The organism is Reticulibacter mediterranei (assembly GCF_016587455.1).
The window spans coordinates 3,011,360-3,029,314 of sequence record NZ_BNJK01000001.1 but is presented as its reverse complement, the minus strand read 5'-3'; the positions used below and the strand labels follow the sequence as shown (position 1 = coordinate 3,029,314).

12 protein-coding genes are annotated in these 17,955 nt (G+C 53.3%); 5 read left to right on the top strand and 7 right to left on the bottom strand.

Features of this window, described 5'->3' with window-relative positions; all coding sequences use genetic code 11:
* Nucleotides 1-64 precede the first annotated feature (64 nt).
* Genes K3T83_RS12855 through K3T83_RS12840 form a run of 4 tightly spaced genes read right to left on the bottom strand, consistent with a single transcriptional unit; the run spans nt 65 to nt 7,293 of the window.
* On the bottom strand, nt 65-2,467 hold the full coding sequence (locus K3T83_RS12855; protein ID WP_220203366.1) for a 3-hydroxyacyl-CoA dehydrogenase/enoyl-CoA hydratase family protein: 2,403 nt from the start codon (nt 2,465-2,467) through the stop codon (nt 65-67).
* A gap of 2 nt (nt 2,468-2,469) precedes the next feature.
* Entirely contained in the window at nt 2,470-3,663 is a 1,194-nt protein-coding gene (locus K3T83_RS12850; RefSeq protein ID WP_220203365.1) for a thiolase family protein, read from the bottom strand.
* A gap of 21 nt (nt 3,664-3,684) precedes the next feature.
* Complete coding sequence (locus K3T83_RS12845) at nt 3,685-5,469, bottom strand: acyl-CoA dehydrogenase FadE (RefSeq protein WP_220203364.1); 1,785 nt, start codon at nt 5,467-5,469, stop codon at nt 3,685-3,687.
* A gap of 30 nt (nt 5,470-5,499) precedes the next feature.
* Nucleotides 5,500-7,293 carry a long-chain-fatty-acid--CoA ligase gene (locus K3T83_RS12840; RefSeq protein ID WP_220203363.1) on the bottom strand — a complete coding sequence of 598 codons (1,794 nt, stop codon included), beginning with the start codon at nt 7,291-7,293 and terminating at the stop codon, nt 5,500-5,502.
* Nucleotides 7,294-7,482: 189 nt separating this feature from the next.
* Here K3T83_RS12840 and K3T83_RS12835 point away from each other — a divergent pair, with 189 nt between their 5' ends.
* On the top strand, nt 7,483-8,289 hold the full coding sequence (locus K3T83_RS12835) for an MmyB family transcriptional regulator (RefSeq protein WP_220203362.1): 807 nt from the start codon (nt 7,483-7,485) through the stop codon (nt 8,287-8,289).
* Nucleotides 8,290-8,551: 262 nt separating this feature from the next.
* Nucleotides 8,552-9,340: a hypothetical protein gene (locus K3T83_RS12830; RefSeq protein WP_220203361.1), complete on the top strand. Its 789-nt coding sequence runs from the start codon at nt 8,552-8,554 to the stop codon at nt 9,338-9,340.
* Nucleotides 9,341-9,422: 82 nt separating this feature from the next.
* Here the strand turns inward: K3T83_RS12830 and K3T83_RS12825 are convergent, their stop codons facing one another.
* On the bottom strand, nt 9,423-10,793 hold the full coding sequence (locus K3T83_RS12825; protein WP_220203360.1) for an Nramp family divalent metal transporter: 1,371 nt from the start codon (nt 10,791-10,793) through the stop codon (nt 9,423-9,425).
* Between the two features lie 389 nt (nt 10,794-11,182).
* On the opposite strand from K3T83_RS12825, the gene K3T83_RS12820 reads away from it, so the two are divergent.
* A complete protein-coding gene (locus tag K3T83_RS12820) occupies nt 11,183-11,923 on the top strand; it encodes a sugar phosphate isomerase/epimerase family protein (RefSeq protein WP_220203359.1) in 741 nt (246 codons plus the stop codon).
* A 187-nt stretch (nt 11,924-12,110) separates the two neighbouring features.
* Nucleotides 12,111-13,313, top strand: coding sequence for a M48 family metallopeptidase (locus K3T83_RS12815; protein ID WP_220203358.1), 1,203 nt, complete (start codon nt 12,111-12,113; stop codon nt 13,311-13,313).
* Here K3T83_RS12815 and K3T83_RS12810 read toward each other — a convergent pair.
* Nucleotides 13,291-14,364: an LLM class flavin-dependent oxidoreductase gene (locus tag K3T83_RS12810; RefSeq protein WP_220203357.1), complete on the bottom strand. Its 1,074-nt coding sequence runs from the start codon at nt 14,362-14,364 to the stop codon at nt 13,291-13,293. The two genes, K3T83_RS12815 and K3T83_RS12810, sit on opposite strands and share 23 nt — an antisense overlap.
* 272 nt (nt 14,365-14,636) lie before the next feature.
* Between K3T83_RS12810 and K3T83_RS12805 the strand changes: the two genes are divergently transcribed.
* Nucleotides 14,637-16,580: a hypothetical protein gene (locus K3T83_RS12805; RefSeq protein WP_220203356.1), complete on the top strand. Its 1,944-nt coding sequence runs from the start codon at nt 14,637-14,639 to the stop codon at nt 16,578-16,580.
* Between the two features lie 10 nt (nt 16,581-16,590).
* Here the strand turns inward: K3T83_RS12805 and K3T83_RS12800 are convergent, their stop codons facing one another.
* Nucleotides 16,591-17,826 carry a cation:proton antiporter gene (locus K3T83_RS12800; protein WP_220203355.1) on the bottom strand — a complete coding sequence of 412 codons (1,236 nt, stop codon included), beginning with the start codon at nt 17,824-17,826 and terminating at the stop codon, nt 16,591-16,593.
* Nucleotides 17,827-17,955 lie beyond the last annotated feature (129 nt).

Below are 17,955 nucleotides of genomic sequence, written 5' to 3'. Positions count from 1 at the left end.
GCGATTTCCAGGAGTTGTCGAACTGCACATCCGAGTTCTTTCCCCGCTAACAAGACCGAATGGGTTAATTGCGTAAGGGCTTACTGGTCATCAGGAAGCTCTGGATGCGTTCCTGGGTCTTCTCGGTGCCACAGAGACTCAGGAAAGCCTCGCGTTCCAGGTCAAGCACCTGTTGCTCAGTGAGTGGCGTGATCGGTGAGCAATCGCCGCCGGTTAACACGCGTGCTAGATGGCGACCTACAATTGCGTCGTGTTCACTGATTTTGCCTGTCAACAGGAAACCCTCGACCTGTTGCTCCAATACCAGACGCGCACCCGCTCCTGGCAAGAGAAGTTGTTGAGGTTTAGGGGGCTGCCAGTTGCCAGTTGCGCGAGCCTCCGCTAGCTTGATCGCGTCGGCCTTTGCATCGCGGAAGAGCAGATCGCGGTTGATTGTGATCGCGTCCGTTTTGCGCAAGAAACGTAGTTCCTGGGCCTCAACCGCGCTGGTGGAGACGGTAGCAAAGGCGATGGTCTCAAAGGCTTTGCGAACGGGCGTAAAAGGGCCGCCCGTCTTCTTTGCCAACTGCGTCTCCAGGTCGGCACCGTAGCGCAACAGCAGCTCTTTACAGCCGCCACCGGCAGGAATCAGGCCCATCGCTCCCTCCACCTGACCCATGTAGGATTCGGCAAAGGCGCGGGTATGATGGCCGTGCATGACGATTTCGCAGCCACCGCCCAGCGCTCGTCCAGCAAGCGCCGCTACAATGGGAATAGGGCTATATTTGAGCAGCAAATTGGCCTGTTGCAAGCCGTTGATGGCCTTTTCTAACATCTGCCATTCGCCCTGCCTCGCTCCCATCAGAACCAGCAGGAGATTTGCACCCGCTGAGAAGTCCGCCGCTTCGCTACCGATCACCAGGGCGCGGAACTGCTTCTGACCCTCGTTGACGGCGTAGTACATCATTTCGATGATACCCTCGTCAATCGAGTTCATCTTCGTGTGAAACTCGATGCAGCCCACGCCATCGCCCAGATCGATCAGCGCCGCCGAGCCGTTATCGCGCACCACTTTGTTCTCGGCCTTGAGCGCGGCCAGCGAAATACAGCCCTCTGGTCTGGGAACCGGTTTGTAGGTGTCCGTCGTGAAATCGAAGTAGGAGTGCTGCCCCGCACCACCAGTGTAGAACGTGCCCTGTCCCTTGCTCTGAACGCGCTGCACCAGTTCGGGTAATGGGCGATCCTGCAACACCTTCTCTAAGACTGTAGGATTTTGTAAGAGCAGATCCCAGACCTCGAAGCTGCCCAGATCGAAGTTGAAGCCCCAGCGCATCGCATCGTCAACCGCCACGATGCTATCGGCGATCTCTTCGGCGTGATTGGCGGCGTAAAGCAGCGCATCTGCCGTCGTTTCGCGTGCAAGCTGGCTGGCTCGATCGTCACCTTCCAGCATCGTGAGCATTCGTCTGCCGGGATCATCATAGTTACGAGCATTGCCGATGGAGGGATAGCGTACTTTTTGTTGTGGCACGTATTCCAGCGTGGAGAGGTCAAGCTCCAGAATGGTTGATTCGCCATCGGGACTCTTGATGCGCTTGTAGAAGCCCTGGCTGCTCTTTTCGCCCAGCATGCCCCGCTTGAGCATTTCGCGAATCACCTCTGGCACCTTGAAGGTCTCGCGTTGATCGTCTTCGGGCGCGTTGTTGTACAGGTTGTCGGAGACATTGACCAGCGTATCCAGCCCCGATAAGTCGGCGGTGCGGAAGACGGCGGATTTGGGACGCCCCATGACTGGCCCCAGAATCGCATCCACCTCGGCAACACGATAACCCTCCGTCAACACGCGCTGAAAGGTGGACATAAAGCCGTAGACGCCGATGCGATTGGCGATAAAGTTCGGCGTATCTTTACACAATACAACACCCTTGCCCAATACATTTGTCGCGAAATGTTGCATAAATTGTACCAGGGCCGGATCAGTGGCGTGATTCGGGACGATTTCGAGCAAGCGCATGTAGCGGACGGGATTGAAGAAATGGGTAATCAGGAAGTGGCGACGGAAATCCTCGCTGCGCCCCTCAACGAGCATATGCGCTGGCAATCCTGACGTGTTGGAGCTAATAATGGTTCCAGGTGTCAGGACCATCTCGATCTTGCCGTAGAGCGCGTGTTTGATATCCAGGCGCTCCACAACGGCTTCGATAATCCAATCGACATCGGCCAGCACCTCCAGATCGTCCTCGATATTGCCAATCGTCACCAGCTTTGCCGCTCTTTTGCTGTAAAACGAGGCAGGCTTCGCCTTCAGCGCTTTTTCCAGGCCGGTGCGAGCGATGATGTCGCGATCTTTTGTGTCGCCGGGCGGGACGATATCGAGCAGGTAACTGGGAATGCCCACATTGGCGAGGTGGGCCGCGATTGCAGCCCCCATCACACCTGCTCCGAGGACGGCCACCTTACGCACGGCGTATGATGTTGTTTCGGGCATAGTTATGATAACCTCTCAATCAATGTTGCCACGCCCTGGCCTCCGCCGACGCAGAGTGTTGCCACACCCCAGGTTTTATCCAGGGTTTGCAGGTCGTTGAGCAGCGTGGCGATGAGGCGAGCGCCGCTACAGCCCAGGGGATGTCCCAGCGCAATGGCTCCACCGTGTGGGTTGAGCTTCTCCTCGTCGATGCCCAGTTCGCGAATCACGGCGAGATTCTGAACGGCGAAGGCCTCGTTTAGCTCGATCACATCAATGTCGTTCAATTGCTTGTGAGCGCGCTGTAAAAGTTTGCGCATAGCTGGGATCGGCCCGGTCCCCATAAACGCGGGATCGACGCCAGCTACGGCCATCGAATGCACCTTTGCCAGTGGGGTGATATTGAGATCTCTGGCTCGCTCAGCCGACATCAAAACGACGGCAGAGGCACCATCGTTAAGGGGGCTGGAATTGCCAGCAGTCACGGTGCCGCCCTTGATAAAGGCAGGCTCCAGGCTCGCCAGCTTTGCCAGCGACGTGTCGCGGCGTGGGCCTTCATCGACCTCCATCACGCTCCCGTTAGGCAGAGGTACAGGAACAATTTCTCGCTTAAAAATGCCGCTATCGGTGGCAGCGATGGCCCGCTGATGGCTGCGGAGCGCAAAGGCATCCTGAGCCTCGCGGCTGATCTGATATTTGCGCGCCAGATTTTCAGCCGTCATGCCCATTGGAATATAGCTCGAATAGGCGTATTCTAGTTCGCAGGGCGGGAAAGGCGATGAGTCGGTTCCACCATCTGTTTTGATCAGGCGCGGATTAAAGCTGGGATTGAAGCCACCCATCGGCACCCGCGACATACTCTCGACGCCGCCCGCGACGAGAGCATCGCCCAGGTCCAGCATAATATTTTGTGCCGCCATATTAAAGGCTTGTAGGCTGGAGGCACAGAAACGGTTGACAGTAACACCACCAGCCGTTTCGGGCAGACCGGCCAGCGCTCCGACGAGGCGCGCCAGATTCATGCCCTGTTCGCCTTCAGGGAAGGCACAACCAAGTATCACATCTTCGATCAGCGAGCGATCAAGCTGCGGGACGCGCTCAACGGCGTTCCTGACTGCCAGGGCCGCAAGGTCATCGGCCCGTATGTCTTTGAGAACGCCTTTGTTTGCTCGTCCGATGGGAGTGCGTACTGCACTGACAATGACAGCTTCGGCCATATGTGTTGCTCCTTCTTCTGCTTACAAAGGATAGCCCTGCTTCTCAACTACCAGAGCCGCCAGTGCGCGTTGGACTGCCACGCCATTCAATGCGTAATCACCCACATAGCTGCGCACTCGTGCCAGTTCTTTCTGCACACGGTCGGCCTCAATGTACGTCATGATCATCTGGTCGAGATTGGTTCGCATACGAGAGAAGGCAAGCCAGGAGGCCAACTGTGCCAATTGTACATGCACGTTGCTGTTTTCGTCGCTGCGCCGCACCGATTGAATGGCGCGGGCCAGCGTGCTATCAATGGTGTAGAGGTCGATGAGCAGATTTGCCAGATAGTCAATAAACTCCTGTTCCTGCTCCAAACCCTGCATATACTTCATAGCAACTTTCATAGCAGCATAGATCGTTGCATCTTTCGCCCGTTCCAGCACATTGACCGGCGCTTGCAGTTCGGTGGGTACGTTTTCCCCGGCGCGATTCTCGGACTGTCCAGAGCGCACCCGTGCCTCAATGTCAGGGTAGAGCGTCATCAGATTGATCTTACCGCCCAGAACGCGGCGGAAAAGCGTGCCAGCAGCAACCAGGCGGTTGATCTCGTTTGTCCCCTCGAAGATGCGCTGGATGCGGGCATCGCGATAGGCTTTCTCGATAGGGTATTCCTGCATAAAGCCGTAGCCGCCGAAGATCTGGACGCCCTCATCGACCACATAGGCGAGGATCTCACTGCCATGTACTTTGGCGATGGAAGCCTCGATAGCGTACTCTTCAAGCCCCTTGAAAACCTGTTCCGCGTTGTTGCCTGCGCTGAGTTGCGCCTGCGCCATATTTGCAGCCGTGCGGAAAACCTCGCTTTCGGCGGCGTAGGTCTCAGCTGCCATACGTGCCAGCTTCTTGTCGATCATACCGAACTCGTGCAGGAATTTGCCAAATGCTTTGCGCTCGGTAGTATAGGTCGCGGCCAGCTTTAACGCGTTGCGAGCGCCGCCAACTGTCCCGGCTCCGAGCTTCAAGCGGCCAATATTGAGGATGTTAAAGGCGATTTTATAACCTTTATGCAGCTCGCCCAGCACGTTTTCGACGGGGACGCGAGCGTTCTCGAAGTAGACCTGACGCGTGGAAGAACCCTTGATGCCCATTTTGCGCTCTTCTGTTCCAGTGGAGATGCCGGGCCATGAGGTCTCGACGATAAAGGCGCTGGGCCGCTCATTGCCGATGCGAGCGAACGCGACCATTACGTCGGCAAATCCGGCGTTGGAGATCCATTGCTTGGTGCCGTTGAGGATATAGTACTTGCCATCTTCCGAAAGCTCTGCCCGTGTGCTGAGGTTCATGGCATCAGACCCGACGCCCGGCTCTGTGAGCGCGTAGGCTGAGATCCACTCGCCGGAGGCCAGCTTTGGCAAATAGCGCTGCTTTTGCTCTTCGGTGCCATAATAGACAATGGGGAGTGTGCCGATGGTAGTGTGCGCGCCGAAAGCGACGCTGAACGATGCTTCGCGCTGGGCTGATGCTACCAATGCACTTGTGAGCAGACCCAACTCTGCGCCGCCATACTGCTCCGGCACATCAACGCTGAGCAGACCTTGCTCGCCTGCCTGTTTGAGCAGCGCTGGCATCACGCCTGGCTCCTGATGGTCGATAGCTTCGACCTTTGGCAACACTTCGCGCTCGACAAAGGTCGCGCTCGACTCTTCAATCCAGCGTTGCTCCTCGTCGCGCTGCTCCAACGTAAATATCTTATCGGCGCTTTCGCTGACAGGAGTAGTCAGGAAAGCAGTACCGGCTTCGGTGGGTTTCGTCGTTGTTGACATAGCGTCTCCATTTCTCTGATTTGCAGGCTGTTATACGTTACTGGAAACCTGTGGACGTAGTTCGCGACGTAAGATTTTGCCAACGGCAGATTTCGGCAAGCTCTGGCGAAATTCGAGGATCTTAGGTCGCTTGTAAGCTGTCAACTCCTGTTTGCAGAAGTTTTGAATGTCTTCTCGCATTTTCTCCGATGGTGTGTAGCCGTGTTTCAGTACGACAAATGCCGCTACCGTTTCGCCGCGATACGAATCAGGCATGCCGATAACCGCCGCCTCCGCAATGGCGTTGTGGTGGTACAGCGTCTCCTCGACCTCGCGCGGGTAGACGTTAAAGCCGCTGGCAAGAATCAGGTCTTTGGCGCGATCTACCACATAGAAAAAGCCGTCTGCATCCATTTTACCAATATCGCCAGTACGCATCCAACCATTGACGAAGATATCGCGCGTCTCCTTCTCGCGGTTCCAGTAGCCGCGCATAATGTTTGGCCCTTTCACCACGATCTCGCCAACTTCGCCAACCGGGAGTAGCTCGCCGGTCTGACGGTCGAGAATACCTGCTTCGACGTTGGGCATCGGCAGACCGATGCTTCCGTTGCGGCTCTCATCGGTCAGCGGATTACAGTGAGTGACGGGCGATGCTTCGCTCAAACCATAGCCTTCAACAAGCTTGCCATTGGTCATCTGCTCAAAATTTGCCTGCACCTGAGCTGGCAACGGTGCTCCTCCGCTGATGCAGCAACGTATCGATTGCAGGAGATCAGGATGTTTGCTTGCTTCGCGCATAATAGCAATGTACATCGTGGGAATGCCCGGAAAGTGGGTGGGGCGGTAGCGTTGAATGGCATGCAGGACATCTTTCACTTTAAAGCGTGGCAGCAAGATCATTGTTGAGGCACCCAGGATCGAGAGGTTCATTGCGGAGGTCATGCCATAGGCATGAAAGAACGGCAACGCGCACAACATGACGCCTTCCCCTTCACGTGCATCGGGCGTCCAGCTCCACGTTTGCATAGCATTGGCGAGCAGGTTGCGATGGGTCAGCATTGCGCCCTTCGATGTGCCAGTTGTGCCTCCAGTATACTGCAACGCCGCCAGATCGTCTCCGCGAGCCAAGGGCGGCAAATGGAAGAGTTCGATGCCGCCTTTTTTGGTGCGCGATTCCAGCATAGTGCGCATCACATGCAGCGTGGAATCTGCCTGGATTTCTTTAGCTGTGAGCGATGGTGTGGGAAGCTTTGTACCACGCTGACTGAGCGGGTAGAGAACACGGAGCAGGGGAGAAAAGTAGTCGGTTGGGCTGGTGACGATGATATGTTCCAACTCCGTTTCCTGGCGGATGGTGCGGAGCATAGGATAATACATATCCAGCATGATTAAAATTTTTGCCCCAGCATCGGCGAGCTGGTGTTGCAACTCGTGAACGGTATAGAGCGGGTTGGTGGGTACGACCACCGCGCCTGCTCTCAATGCACCGTAGAACGCGATCAGGTATTGAGGAATGTTGGGGAGCGCGATCGCGACCCGATCCCCTTTCTGCACTCCAAGCTTTTGCAGGCCAATGGCGAAGCGCTTCGTCAGCATGGAGAGCCGGGCATAGGTTAACGTGCTTCCGTAATAGATCAGAGCGGTGTGGTCGGGATGGCGTTGTGCCGTGTTATCTAGTAGCCAGACAAGCGAGCGGTCGGGAATATCGAGGCAAGCGGGGACACCCTGTTCGTAGTGACGCACCCAGGGATGAGTCGCCAGGAATTCGTCGCTTTCGCCGTTTTCTTGAATGGATGAGTGCAGGTCCGTTCGTGCTTTGTTAATCAGTGGTGAATCAGTCATTCAACAAAAGCTCCTCTCCATAGAAAGCGCTTCCTTCACAAGAGCAGGGAAAAGAAACGCCAGGGCGACAACACTGTCGCCCGGACAGCAACAACGGTCCACTTTTTTTCATTATAGGACATGGTTTGCTATCATACCACGTTGCCAGCTAACAAAATTTGCGGCATAATGAGCAGGAGTTAACGAGGGATGGTAGAAACAATGCAAGAACAGAACACAGATTTTGCACAACTCCTGACACGTTTTCGTCAACAGCGCGGTCTGTCACAGGGGCAACTCGCGCAGGCCACCCGTCTCTCTCGCACCTATGTCTACCATCTGGAGAGCGGGCAGCGCACCAATCCCTCATCTCAGGTCGTCAACAATATTGTGCGCGCGCTGGACCTTTCGCATAAAGAACGTGATCAGTTGTATGATGCCTACACAATGCTCACGGGTCACTTTATTGAGTATGAGCAACCAGCAAACGGCCTGCTCGATCTAGGAGAACTGGCGCGCTTGCTAGTCAGTAATACCTCGTATCCCGCTCATTCGCTAGATAAGCTCTGGTATTTACATGCCTGGAACGAAGCATCCACGACGCTTTTCGAGGTTCAGGAAGAGATGGAAGAGTATGGCAGAAGACACCTGCTTATGCAGCTCTTTGATCCGAATATGCGCAAACGGTTGCAGGGCTGGGAAAATCTTGCGCGCCGTCTGGTCAGCGATTTTCAATATAATACACGCACCATTACCCATTTGCCCGAATACAAAGCGCTGTGGAAACATTTGCGCGACCTGCCAGAATTTCGCCGCATTGCTTCTTCGCTCTATCCACGTGGCAGGCCAGAGCCGTCGTTTGTCTTCCAGATCCAGCATAGTCAGCTTGGTCGGCTCACGTTGCGTACCGCCACCACTGTTTTCAGCGGCGTTTCGAGCTATTCGATGGTGAGTTATGTGCCGGGTGATCAACAAACGCTCAATATTTATCGTGAGAGGGGATGGCAACCCGAATAATTGGGAAGGAACCTATTAGGACGCAGCAGGATCGAGCCAGGTTATTATTACATCCCTCACCTCTATCTGAGAAATACAGCCCCAGTTTTCTCCCAACTCACGTGTCCAATTGTCTTTCACCTGTTTTCCCCCTATACTTTTTTTATAGAAAGACGTTAATAAGCTATTTTGTGTGTTAACTAAACAGAAAGGGATAAAGAGTAATATGTGATTGAATTATTATTGCGACAGATAAATATTGTTGTAATAAAAGGGGGAAATATTGAGAATATCGATAAGGTTGCTGCTGTCAGGTATTCTTAGCCTGATTGCTGTCTGTTCGCCAGCTTTCTTTGTCGTAAGCAATGCTCAGGCTCAGACACATGCAGCACAGACAGTATGGAGACAGAGCTGGGTTGAGTTTAGAAATATGGTAAACACGCCAGCATTTACGATCAGTACAACAGGGCGCAAGGATTTTATCGTTCAGAAAGCGACAGGCCCAGCGGGATGGCAAGCCCAACTCTTTCAAGTCGGGGGAGGGCTGATTAATGTGGATCTGGACGGAAATAATGGCACTGATACAAACCCTGGCTGGATTGTAGCGACACCGGGACGCTACTACTTGAAATTTACAGCGACTCAGCCCGGAGGTGATTATATTCACATCGATTATTCATTACAAGATGCTGGGCAAACGTCGGCACCTCCGCCAGCAGGCCCGAAGGTCTGGAAGCAAAGTTGGGTCGAATTCAAGAATTTTGTGGTCGTGAAACCCTTCAATATCGATACAGCCGGTCCAAAGCAAGTCACTTTTGACGAGACGAGCGGACAGTGGACATTGGAGATGATTGACGATATCGCTGCAACCGTTGCCGTCTACACACCAACTGGCTGTCTCTACGATGCCAACATAGCGTATCCCGCGCCGTCAACTGTTCCCGTTGTGCAGACCGGAACAACGCTACCTTTCACCGCATCGAAGCCTGGAAATTACGCGCTGGTGTTTCATGCTGTACAGGAGGGGGTAGCAATACATCATGTGAACTACTCCGTCACCGATGCCCCGTAATCCTTTTGTTCAAACCTGATAAATAACAACAAAGAACCCATTAAGGTATGTATTTCTCGCATACCTCAATGGGTTCTTTGAGCTAGTGCCCTCCAAAGAGTAGAGGAATGCTCTGGATTAGCAGGTAGGCATTGAGTCCTGCAATCATAATAGCGATGGCCCACGAGAGTATTTTGAGCCAGAGCGGATTGACGAAACGGCCCATCTTGACTTTATCGCTAGTGAATTGGACCAGGGGGATTACCGCGAAACTGAGTTGGAAGGAGAGAACAACCTGGCTCAGTACCAGTAGCTCACCTGTGCCGCGTTCGCCGTAGAGAAAAGCGACGATAATTGCTGGAATGATGGCGAGCAGGCGGGTTGTCAGGCGACTGATCCAGGGCTTCAAGCGAATATTGAAGAAGCCTTCCATCACGATTTGTCCTGCCAGCGTGCCGGTCAGCGTCGAGTTTTGCCCGGAAGCAAGCAGCGCAATGGCGAAGAGCGTGCTGGCGAGCGAGGCTCCCAGGACAGGCGAGAGCAACTTGTAGGCATCTCCGATATCCGCAACATTTGCATGTTGTGTGCCAAAAAATGTAGCAGCGGAAACGATCAGAATGGCGGCATTTACAAAAAAAGCCAGCAACAGAGATCCTGTTGAATCGATAGTTGCGAATTTAATCGCTTTGGCTTTGCCTGCATCTGTGCGCTCAAACGAACGGGTCTGCACAATACTGGAGTGCAGGTAGAGATTGTGCGGCATCACCGTTGCACCAAGAATACCGATGGCGATATACAACGCGTTGGGATTGGTGACGACGGCTGGTTGAGGCACGAGTCCGCCAACAATGGCCGCAACATCGGGGCGCGAAACGATCAGTTCATAGGCAAAACATAAGCTGATAGTTAAGATGAGTGTACCAACAAGCGCCTCGATCACGCGGAACCCTTTGTGTTGCAACAGCAGGATGACAAATACATCCATTGCCGTAATCAGCACACCGATGATGATAGGGATGCCAAAAAGCAAATTAAGCGCGATTGCCGAACCGATAACCTCGGCCAGATCACAGGCCACAATCGCGATTTCGCAGAGGATCCACAACACAAACGTTACCGGGCGCGAATAGTAATCGCGGCATGCCTGAGCCAGATCTCGTCCGGTGACAATGCCCAGCTTGAGGGCCAGGTGTTGCAACAACATTGCCAGACAATTAGAGATCAGGATAACCGAGATCAAGAGATAGCCAAATTGCGCGCCACCTGCGAGATCTGTCGCCCAATTGCCAGGGTCCATATAGCCAACCGCAACCATGAGTCCCGGACCGACAAACGCCATGAGGGTGCGGAGAAAGCTTTTGCCACGCGGAACATGAACAGTGCCATATGCTTCAGGGAGAGAGGGAGAAGTACTTTGAATTTTCCAGCTCTCATCGCTCAATGTCGATATTACATCCACCGGTCGATCAGCCATCAGTAAATACTCTCCTATTCTTTCGTGTTATAAAGAAATACCCCATGTTTTGTTGTTTTGTTTCTGTTAACAAAAACAAAAATTTTATATTGCTAAAAATAACTATACCATAAGATTAAAAAAAAGACAAGTTTTAGGATAGCTTTACCTTTTATAAAACGTAAATCCCTCTCTTTATTCCTTCTTACGAATCGAAATCCCGTTGGAGAGACAACCTGCATCAGGAAGCAAGCTATATTCAGAGCAAGAAAAATTTGGTATCTGCTCTCAGAAGGGGGTATACTGAGACATCACTTTGAGGGCGACGGCGCTTTCTCATGTGAAGCTGTCGCATGAACCGTGATGTTTCAGTAAACACATATATTTCCATATGTTAGTAAGGGGATTTCATGAGCAACCTGCTAGTTGGACTACAGTTGTACACAGTACGGGATCAGACTGCGCAAGATTTTAAAGGCACTGTGCGCCGTGTTGCAGAGATGGGCTACGATGGCGTGGAGTTTGCGGGATATGGCAATCTCGCCGCCGATGAATTGGCTGATCTGCTGAAAGAGACCGGACTGCAAGCCTTTGGTACACATGTGAGTCTTGCAGCAATGGAGAGCGATCTGGAGCGAGAGATTGAGTACTGCCTTGCGATTGGTTGTCCTAATCTTGTTGTGCCACATGTCCAGCCGGATCTGCTCAGCGGAGAGCGCTTGCATACACTGACCGAGCTATTAAATACGTTTGGTCGCCGCGTCCGGGAGCGAGGGCTGACCTTTGCATTCCATAATCATGCCAGCGAATTTGCGCAGGAAGATGGCAAGTATGCGCTGGATATTATGCTGGAGAACACCGATCCCGCCAATCTCAAGCTTGAGCTGGATAGCTATTGGGCGGCCTATGCAGGCGTTGACCCTATCGCCTATTTGGGCAAGCACACTGGACGCGTGGCCCTGGTGCATCTGAAGGATATGACGCCAGAGCGCACCTTTACCGAGGTGGGCGATGGCACCCTCGATATTGCAGGCATCATTAAAGCAGCTCAGGCGGCAGGAGCACGCTGGTTCCTGGTGGAGAACGATGCGCCGACTATCCCATCGCTGGAAAGCGCACGCCGCTCTCTGGAAAATCTGCGCAAATTCTAATTCCGCGTGTCTCTGATGCCGCCAATATGTGTTGAAAACAGATGTTGAAAGCACATGTTGAAAGTACACGCTGACAACTTGTATTTTACCTGCAAGTGGATGTAGCATAGAGAAAGTACATCCACTTTATTCCTCCATTTTTTGGGGAGAAAAACAGGTTTTATGGAACGTCAGGAGTGTCTCTTTTATGGAAATTGACGGCATCGAAATCGACGCGGCACGTCAGCAGCAGGCTCGTGAGTACGCACGCAAACGGCGGCGTATTTCGTACATCGATATGGCGATTGCTGCTGCAGGCATCATTCTTATCCTGGGTGCTGGACTGGACAGGTGGTTGCGGAATTTGCAGCAAAGCGCTGTCGGAGGCGTACCCATATTGGGTTGGCAACCACACCCTGGCTGGTATCCGTTGCAAATCTTGATCACATTCTTGATCTTGATGATCGGCTATCAGTTACTCACATTGCCACTGAGCTACTATGGCTTTACGCTGTCGCGCCGCTACGGACTTTCGACCATGAGCTTAAAGGGCTGGATCATGGATCTGCTCAAGGGTTTTGTTCTGGGCCTGGTCTTTGAAGGCGTCGTGATTATGCTCATTTATGCGCTACTGGCGTATCAGCCGCAGTGGTGGTGGTTATGGGTTGCTATCGTCCTGCTCTTCTTCTCCGTCATTATGGCGAACCTGGCCCCGGTCCTCATTTTCCCCCTGTTCTATAAGTTTACGCCCTTGCCCGAGGGTGAGTTGACCGAGCGCTTAATGGCCCTGGTTGCTCGTGCCAACACGAAGGTTCGCGGAGTTTTTACCATGCATTTGAGCAATAAGACGACCGCCGCCAACGCAGCATTAATGGGATTGGGTAATACGCGCCGCATCGTGCTGGGCGATACGATGACAGACCGCTACACCGTCGAGGAGATCGAAGTGGTGCTGGCTCACGAACTGGGCCATCATGTGCATCACGACATCTGGAAGCTGCTGATCAGCCAGTCGATATTGATGCTGGGCGGATTGTTTGTGGCAAATCTGATTTTGCACTGGGTGGTGGAGGGCCTGCATCTCTATACTTCGCTGACCGATCCTGCCACACTGCCGTTCCTCTTTCTGCTGATGGGCCTGTTCGGGCTGATCGTAATGCCGATCAGTAACTCATACAGTCGGCGGGTGGAGTATCAGGCCGACGAATATGCGCTGCAATCGACGCAGAAGGTGGCGGCCTTCAAAAGCGCGATGACTCGCCTCGCTAATCAAAATCTGGCCGAGATTGAGCCATCGCCGCTTGTTGAGTTGCTCTTTCACTCGCATCCGTCGATTCGCAAACGGTTGCAGCACGCCGATGAGTTCGCCAGTCGCGGGGAGCTGGCCGCTACTCCTTCAGTGCAGCCATAAGCGCTGATAACCGGGCCGCTGCCTCGTCAACGGTGCCGCCGGGCATCGAGAGCAGCGGCTCATCCACGCCCAGCGCTGCCCAGCGGTCGAGCTTGTCTACCACTTGTTGAGGTGTTCCTACAATGCTGATTGCATCGAACATTGCAGGGCTGACCGCCTGCACAGCCGACTTCATCCCCGCTTTGCCAGCCTCGATTACCGCCTGTACCTCGTCCCCGAAGCCGTGTCGTGTGAGCGCTTGAGCATAGTAGACACCCATCCTGGTGATGTAGTACGCCAGGGGAGTTGCCACCTGCACACGCGCGGCCTGGATCTCCTCTTCGGTTGTGTGCTCGGAAAGGATCATGCTGGTAATAAATGGAGCGATGGCGGCGCTATGTGCTGGTCGCCTGGCCTTACTTGCGCCTTCATCCAGCATGGCTCGTAGTTCGCCCCAACGATGTTCAGGCCAGTAAACCGGCAGCACGCCATCGGCGATTTCGCCCGTTTGCACAATGTTTTTCGGGCCTATGGCGGCGATATAGAGAGGTAAATCGGCTCGCAGGGGTGTGAAACGCAGCTTGAAACCACGCTCAAGGTTGAAAAACTCGCCATGATGGATCAGCTGCTCGCGACGCAGGATCATACGAATAATCTCGATATATTCTCTTGTGCGCTGAAGTGGTTTCTCGAATTTGACGCCGTGCCAGTGTTCGATGACGTTGGCACCAGAGGTTCCCAGGCCGAGGATGATGCGTCCTCCAGAGCGTTCGTCCAGCGTGGCGGCGGTGGTTGCCAGGACAGCCGGTGTGCGCGAGTAAATATTGGCGATGCCAGCGCCGATCTTGATCCTTTTTGTGACACGAATAAGATCGGCCATTGAAGTGAAGAGTTCATAGCCCCAGGATTCGGCCAGCCAGATCGAATCAAAGCCCAACTCGTCGGCGATTTTGACTTTTTCCACGATCTGATTCCAGTCGCCGGGAAAATTGGGGGATTCAGCTACAAAACCGATGCGGTGACGATAGGCTTTTTGTCTGGCCTCGCTGCCAGTTCCGGTCTCAGTTGTCATACAAGCTTCATCCTTCCGTCAAGAGATCATCATACTCGATTGAACCTTCATTATATCTCAAAAGACATTATATAAAGCTGTGCATTTAATCAGCAAAAAAAGGACTAATATGCAGAAACGGGTTGGCGGATGAAGATTGAAATGGTATACTTTCTGGTGAGGAATATTTTTCTCAGGCAACACAAACATTACAATCCAGTGGTGGGAGGCCACTTTCTCAGCGAAATACATAATGATGATGTAGATGTATCCAGGGATAGGAGTTCTCATGCATGATGCATAGAGTAGGATCATCGAACTATGTACGTCGTTTTTCTCAAGCACTGCGCCGTTCTGCGGCTCGACCCAGCTTTGTACCAAAAGTCTTTCTCGCGTTGCTTTTGATTGCGACTGGACTTTTTATGGCAGCCAGCGATACCGCTACCCATGCGTCACCTCTGACGGTGAAGAAAAGCCCCAGCATCGGCCTTTCTCCAACGGGCGGAACCAACCCTCCGGCCAATATTGTGATCGAAGATACAGGCGCACCGACGACATCGACAACCACAACGCCGTTGGGTATCACAGCTACACCGACCAGACCAGTGAACAACGGGCCAACATCAGCCTATACACCGCCGGTCATAAGTACGAAAACACCAACACCAGTGCCGACGACGGCGCAGAAAACGCCAACCCCTGTTCCTACTGCAACTTCTACCTCAACACCGCTCTTGACCCCAACGCCGGTTGTCACGGCGACCCAAACATCGGTGCCAACTGCTATGCCAACCCCAACTGCGGTTTCACAGGTCAGTACTCCCACGCCAACCCCGGTTCCAACGGATACCCCGACACCAACGCCAACCAGCGTTGCAACCGCGACTCCCACCGATACGCCAACCGCTATTGCAACTGATACACCAACAGCGACGGCAACCAATACCCCAACACCAACAGCGACGGACACGCCAACCGTAACCCCAACTGTAACCACTACAGTAACAGCAACAGCGACGGCGACCGATACCCCAACGGCAACAGCGACGGACACGCCAACCGTGACCCCAACCGCAACTACTACAGTAACGCCAACGGCAACTGCCGGTGCGACGGCGACCGTAACACCAACCGCGACCCCAACGCCAGCGGTAACACCGACCGCGACCCCATCAGGGGCATGTATCGCGTCTACGTCGTCAGCCAGCGCAACCAGTTTTGCCAGGACGAAGGGCGGTTCACAGGGAGTATCACCGTTGATCTTTGGCACCAACCTGGCTCTATTCAACAGCCAGGATCAGGTGCTGACTTCTCAGGCGGCCCGGGCATGTCTCCAGCAGATGCATATCTCTATTATTCGCCTGCCGATCCGCTCGGGACTGGATAGTACAATGATCCAGACTGCCGCACAGACGGTCAAGCAACTGGGAGCCGTTCCGCTGGTTGTGCTGCATGGAGCGGTGGATCGCAATGCGCTGCAAGATGATACCGCCATCATCAATACGATGAACGGTGTCTTTGGCAATAGCATCGTGTATTATGAATATGGCAATAACGAGGATATCGTGCAGGTATCGGCGAAGATGTACACGGACTCGTGGAATGCCAATGTGGGTGTGCTGAAGCGGCTTGCCCCAAATGGGAGCTTTATCGGTCCCGTCACTTACGAATATAGAGCGGACTATCTGGGATATTTTTTGCAGCATGCTCAACCGCGCCCTGATGCTGTGAGCTGGCATGCTTATGCATGTAGCCGTACATGGAGTAACAGTAGGTGCCTTGCTAGCCTGTCCGAGTGGGCGAAACATATTCAGGAGGGGCGTGCTTTAATCAACAGTGCACTACATACAACCTTGCCGATCATGATTACGGAATGGAATTATGCTCCTGATGCGGTCCAGAACGACGGGAAAAATAACGATTCTGCTTTTATGACGACCTGGACCACGAGAGCGCTACAAACGCTTGCAGCGAGTGGAGTCTTTGCATCCATGCAATATGCGGCGACCAACACCAATATCAACTTGATCGATGCGACGAACACGTTGACAATACAGGGAACGGTCATGCAAAAGCAATATGAAACCCTGGTTCTCAGCAGTTCATCATCGAGTACGCCCGATTCCACTGTGACTCCAACAGCGACGCTGACGCCGGTAAGCGATGCGAGCGGCGCAGCAACACCGTCGCATGCAGCCATACCGCCATCGTCGTCCTGTATCAGTGAACCAGAGTAATGCAGGCTGTTTAACGCAGAACTGATGGCAGGCGTTTGAGCAGGAGGCGTAGGCTGAAACCCTGGACGAGAAGCGTAAAGAGTACGACAGCATATGTAGCAAAGATAAGCGTGTCTCGTTCTGGTATCTCCAACGGGAGAGCCAGCACCAGGGCTAACGAGAGCGCTCCACGCAGGCCGCTCCAGAAGATGACAAAGCGCCAGGCTCGCAGGTGAATGCCGGGTTGGGAGGATGGATTTCGTGGCAAGATCCCTACCACCATGATAAAGCGCGCGATCAGGACGGCGACGATGGAAAGGACGGCAATAAAGGCAAGCTGTGAAAAGTTGGGTTTATTCAGAAAGAGCGAGGTATTGAATTGCGCGCCAACGAGCAGGAAGAGCAGGGCGTTGACGAGAAATGCGACCATATTCCAGAAATTATCAACCATCTCTCGCGCGTGCTCAGATATACCGCGTGATTGACCATAACTACCAAAGATTAGACCGGCCACAATCACGGCGAGAATTCCAGACATATGCACGAAATCGGCAAGCAAGTAGACACTATATGCGGTAACAACGGTGATAGTGGTCTCAATAAGCGGATCTTCAATGTATTTCACAAAGAGGCTGATTAAAAATCCGCAAATCAGGCCCACCAGTATTCCACCGCCAGCTTCCAGGACAAAGGTGCCCACGCTTTGCCACCATACTGAGGCTGCTGTGAGATGTTCTCCTTTGATGTTTAGTAGAACCAGGGCCAGAAAAGTTTGGTACAATGCCCCGGCCACGCCATCATTAAACAGGCTCTCGCCCTCAATGATCGTAGATAAATTTTCATTTAACTTCAATTGGCGGAACAATCCCAATACGGCGACCGGGTCAGTCGGAGAGAGGATCGAGGCCAGTAGAAAGGCGTTCAGCCAGTCCAAACCTGCAAAAAAGTGGAGCGGGAGCGCAATGAGCACGAGTGCAAGCAAGAGACCTGGTACAGCCAGCAAAAAGATAGGCCGCCAGTTTGCATGCAGTCGTGCCACCGAAAGCGACCAGGAACCTTCAAAGAGTAGGGCAGGTAAAAAGACAAAAAGCACCAGATCGGGAGTCAGGTGTATCTCTGGTGTCAGGTTCAATAGACCTATAGCCAGCCCTACAATGACCAGACCCAGGGTATAGGGAACGGTCAGCCGTCGTGTGACCAGAATGACGGTGAGGGCAACGAGCAGAAGCAGCGAGACTTCACGGACAATTGTGGCAACATCAGTCATGAATGGTTCAAACTTTCTTTCATCGGGAGAACGCTTTCGCCATTACATATACAATATCAAGGTGAGTCGATGCAAGGGAGGTAGGGGTGCGGCACCGCCATAATATCGTCCGTTGCAAGGGGATGCAGA

Coding starts and splice junctions, on each gene's coding strand:
- K3T83_RS12855 (WP_220203366.1), bottom strand. CDS start 2,467: ATGCCCGAAACAACATCATACGCCGTGCGTAAGGTGGCCGTCCTCGGA.
- K3T83_RS12850 (WP_220203365.1), bottom strand. CDS start 3,663: ATGGCCGAAGCTGTCATTGTCAGTGCAGTACGCACTCCCATCGGACGA.
- K3T83_RS12845 (WP_220203364.1), bottom strand. CDS start 5,469: ATGTCAACAACGACGAAACCCACCGAAGCCGGTACTGCTTTCCTGACT.
- K3T83_RS12840 (WP_220203363.1), bottom strand. CDS start 7,293: ATGACTGATTCACCACTGATTAACAAAGCACGAACGGACCTGCACTCA.
- K3T83_RS12835 (WP_220203362.1), top strand. CDS start 7,483: ATGGTAGAAACAATGCAAGAACAGAACACAGATTTTGCACAACTCCTG.
- K3T83_RS12825 (WP_220203360.1), bottom strand. CDS start 10,793: ATGGCTGATCGACCGGTGGATGTAATATCGACATTGAGCGATGAGAGC.
- K3T83_RS12820 (WP_220203359.1), top strand. CDS start 11,183: ATGAGCAACCTGCTAGTTGGACTACAGTTGTACACAGTACGGGATCAG.
- K3T83_RS12815 (WP_220203358.1), top strand. CDS start 12,111: ATGGAAATTGACGGCATCGAAATCGACGCGGCACGTCAGCAGCAGGCT.
- K3T83_RS12810 (WP_220203357.1), bottom strand. CDS start 14,364: ATGACAACTGAGACCGGAACTGGCAGCGAGGCCAGACAAAAAGCCTAT.
- K3T83_RS12805 (WP_220203356.1), top strand. CDS start 14,637: ATGATGCATAGAGTAGGATCATCGAACTATGTACGTCGTTTTTCTCAA.
- K3T83_RS12800 (WP_220203355.1), bottom strand. CDS start 17,826: ATGACTGATGTTGCCACAATTGTCCGTGAAGTCTCGCTGCTTCTGCTC.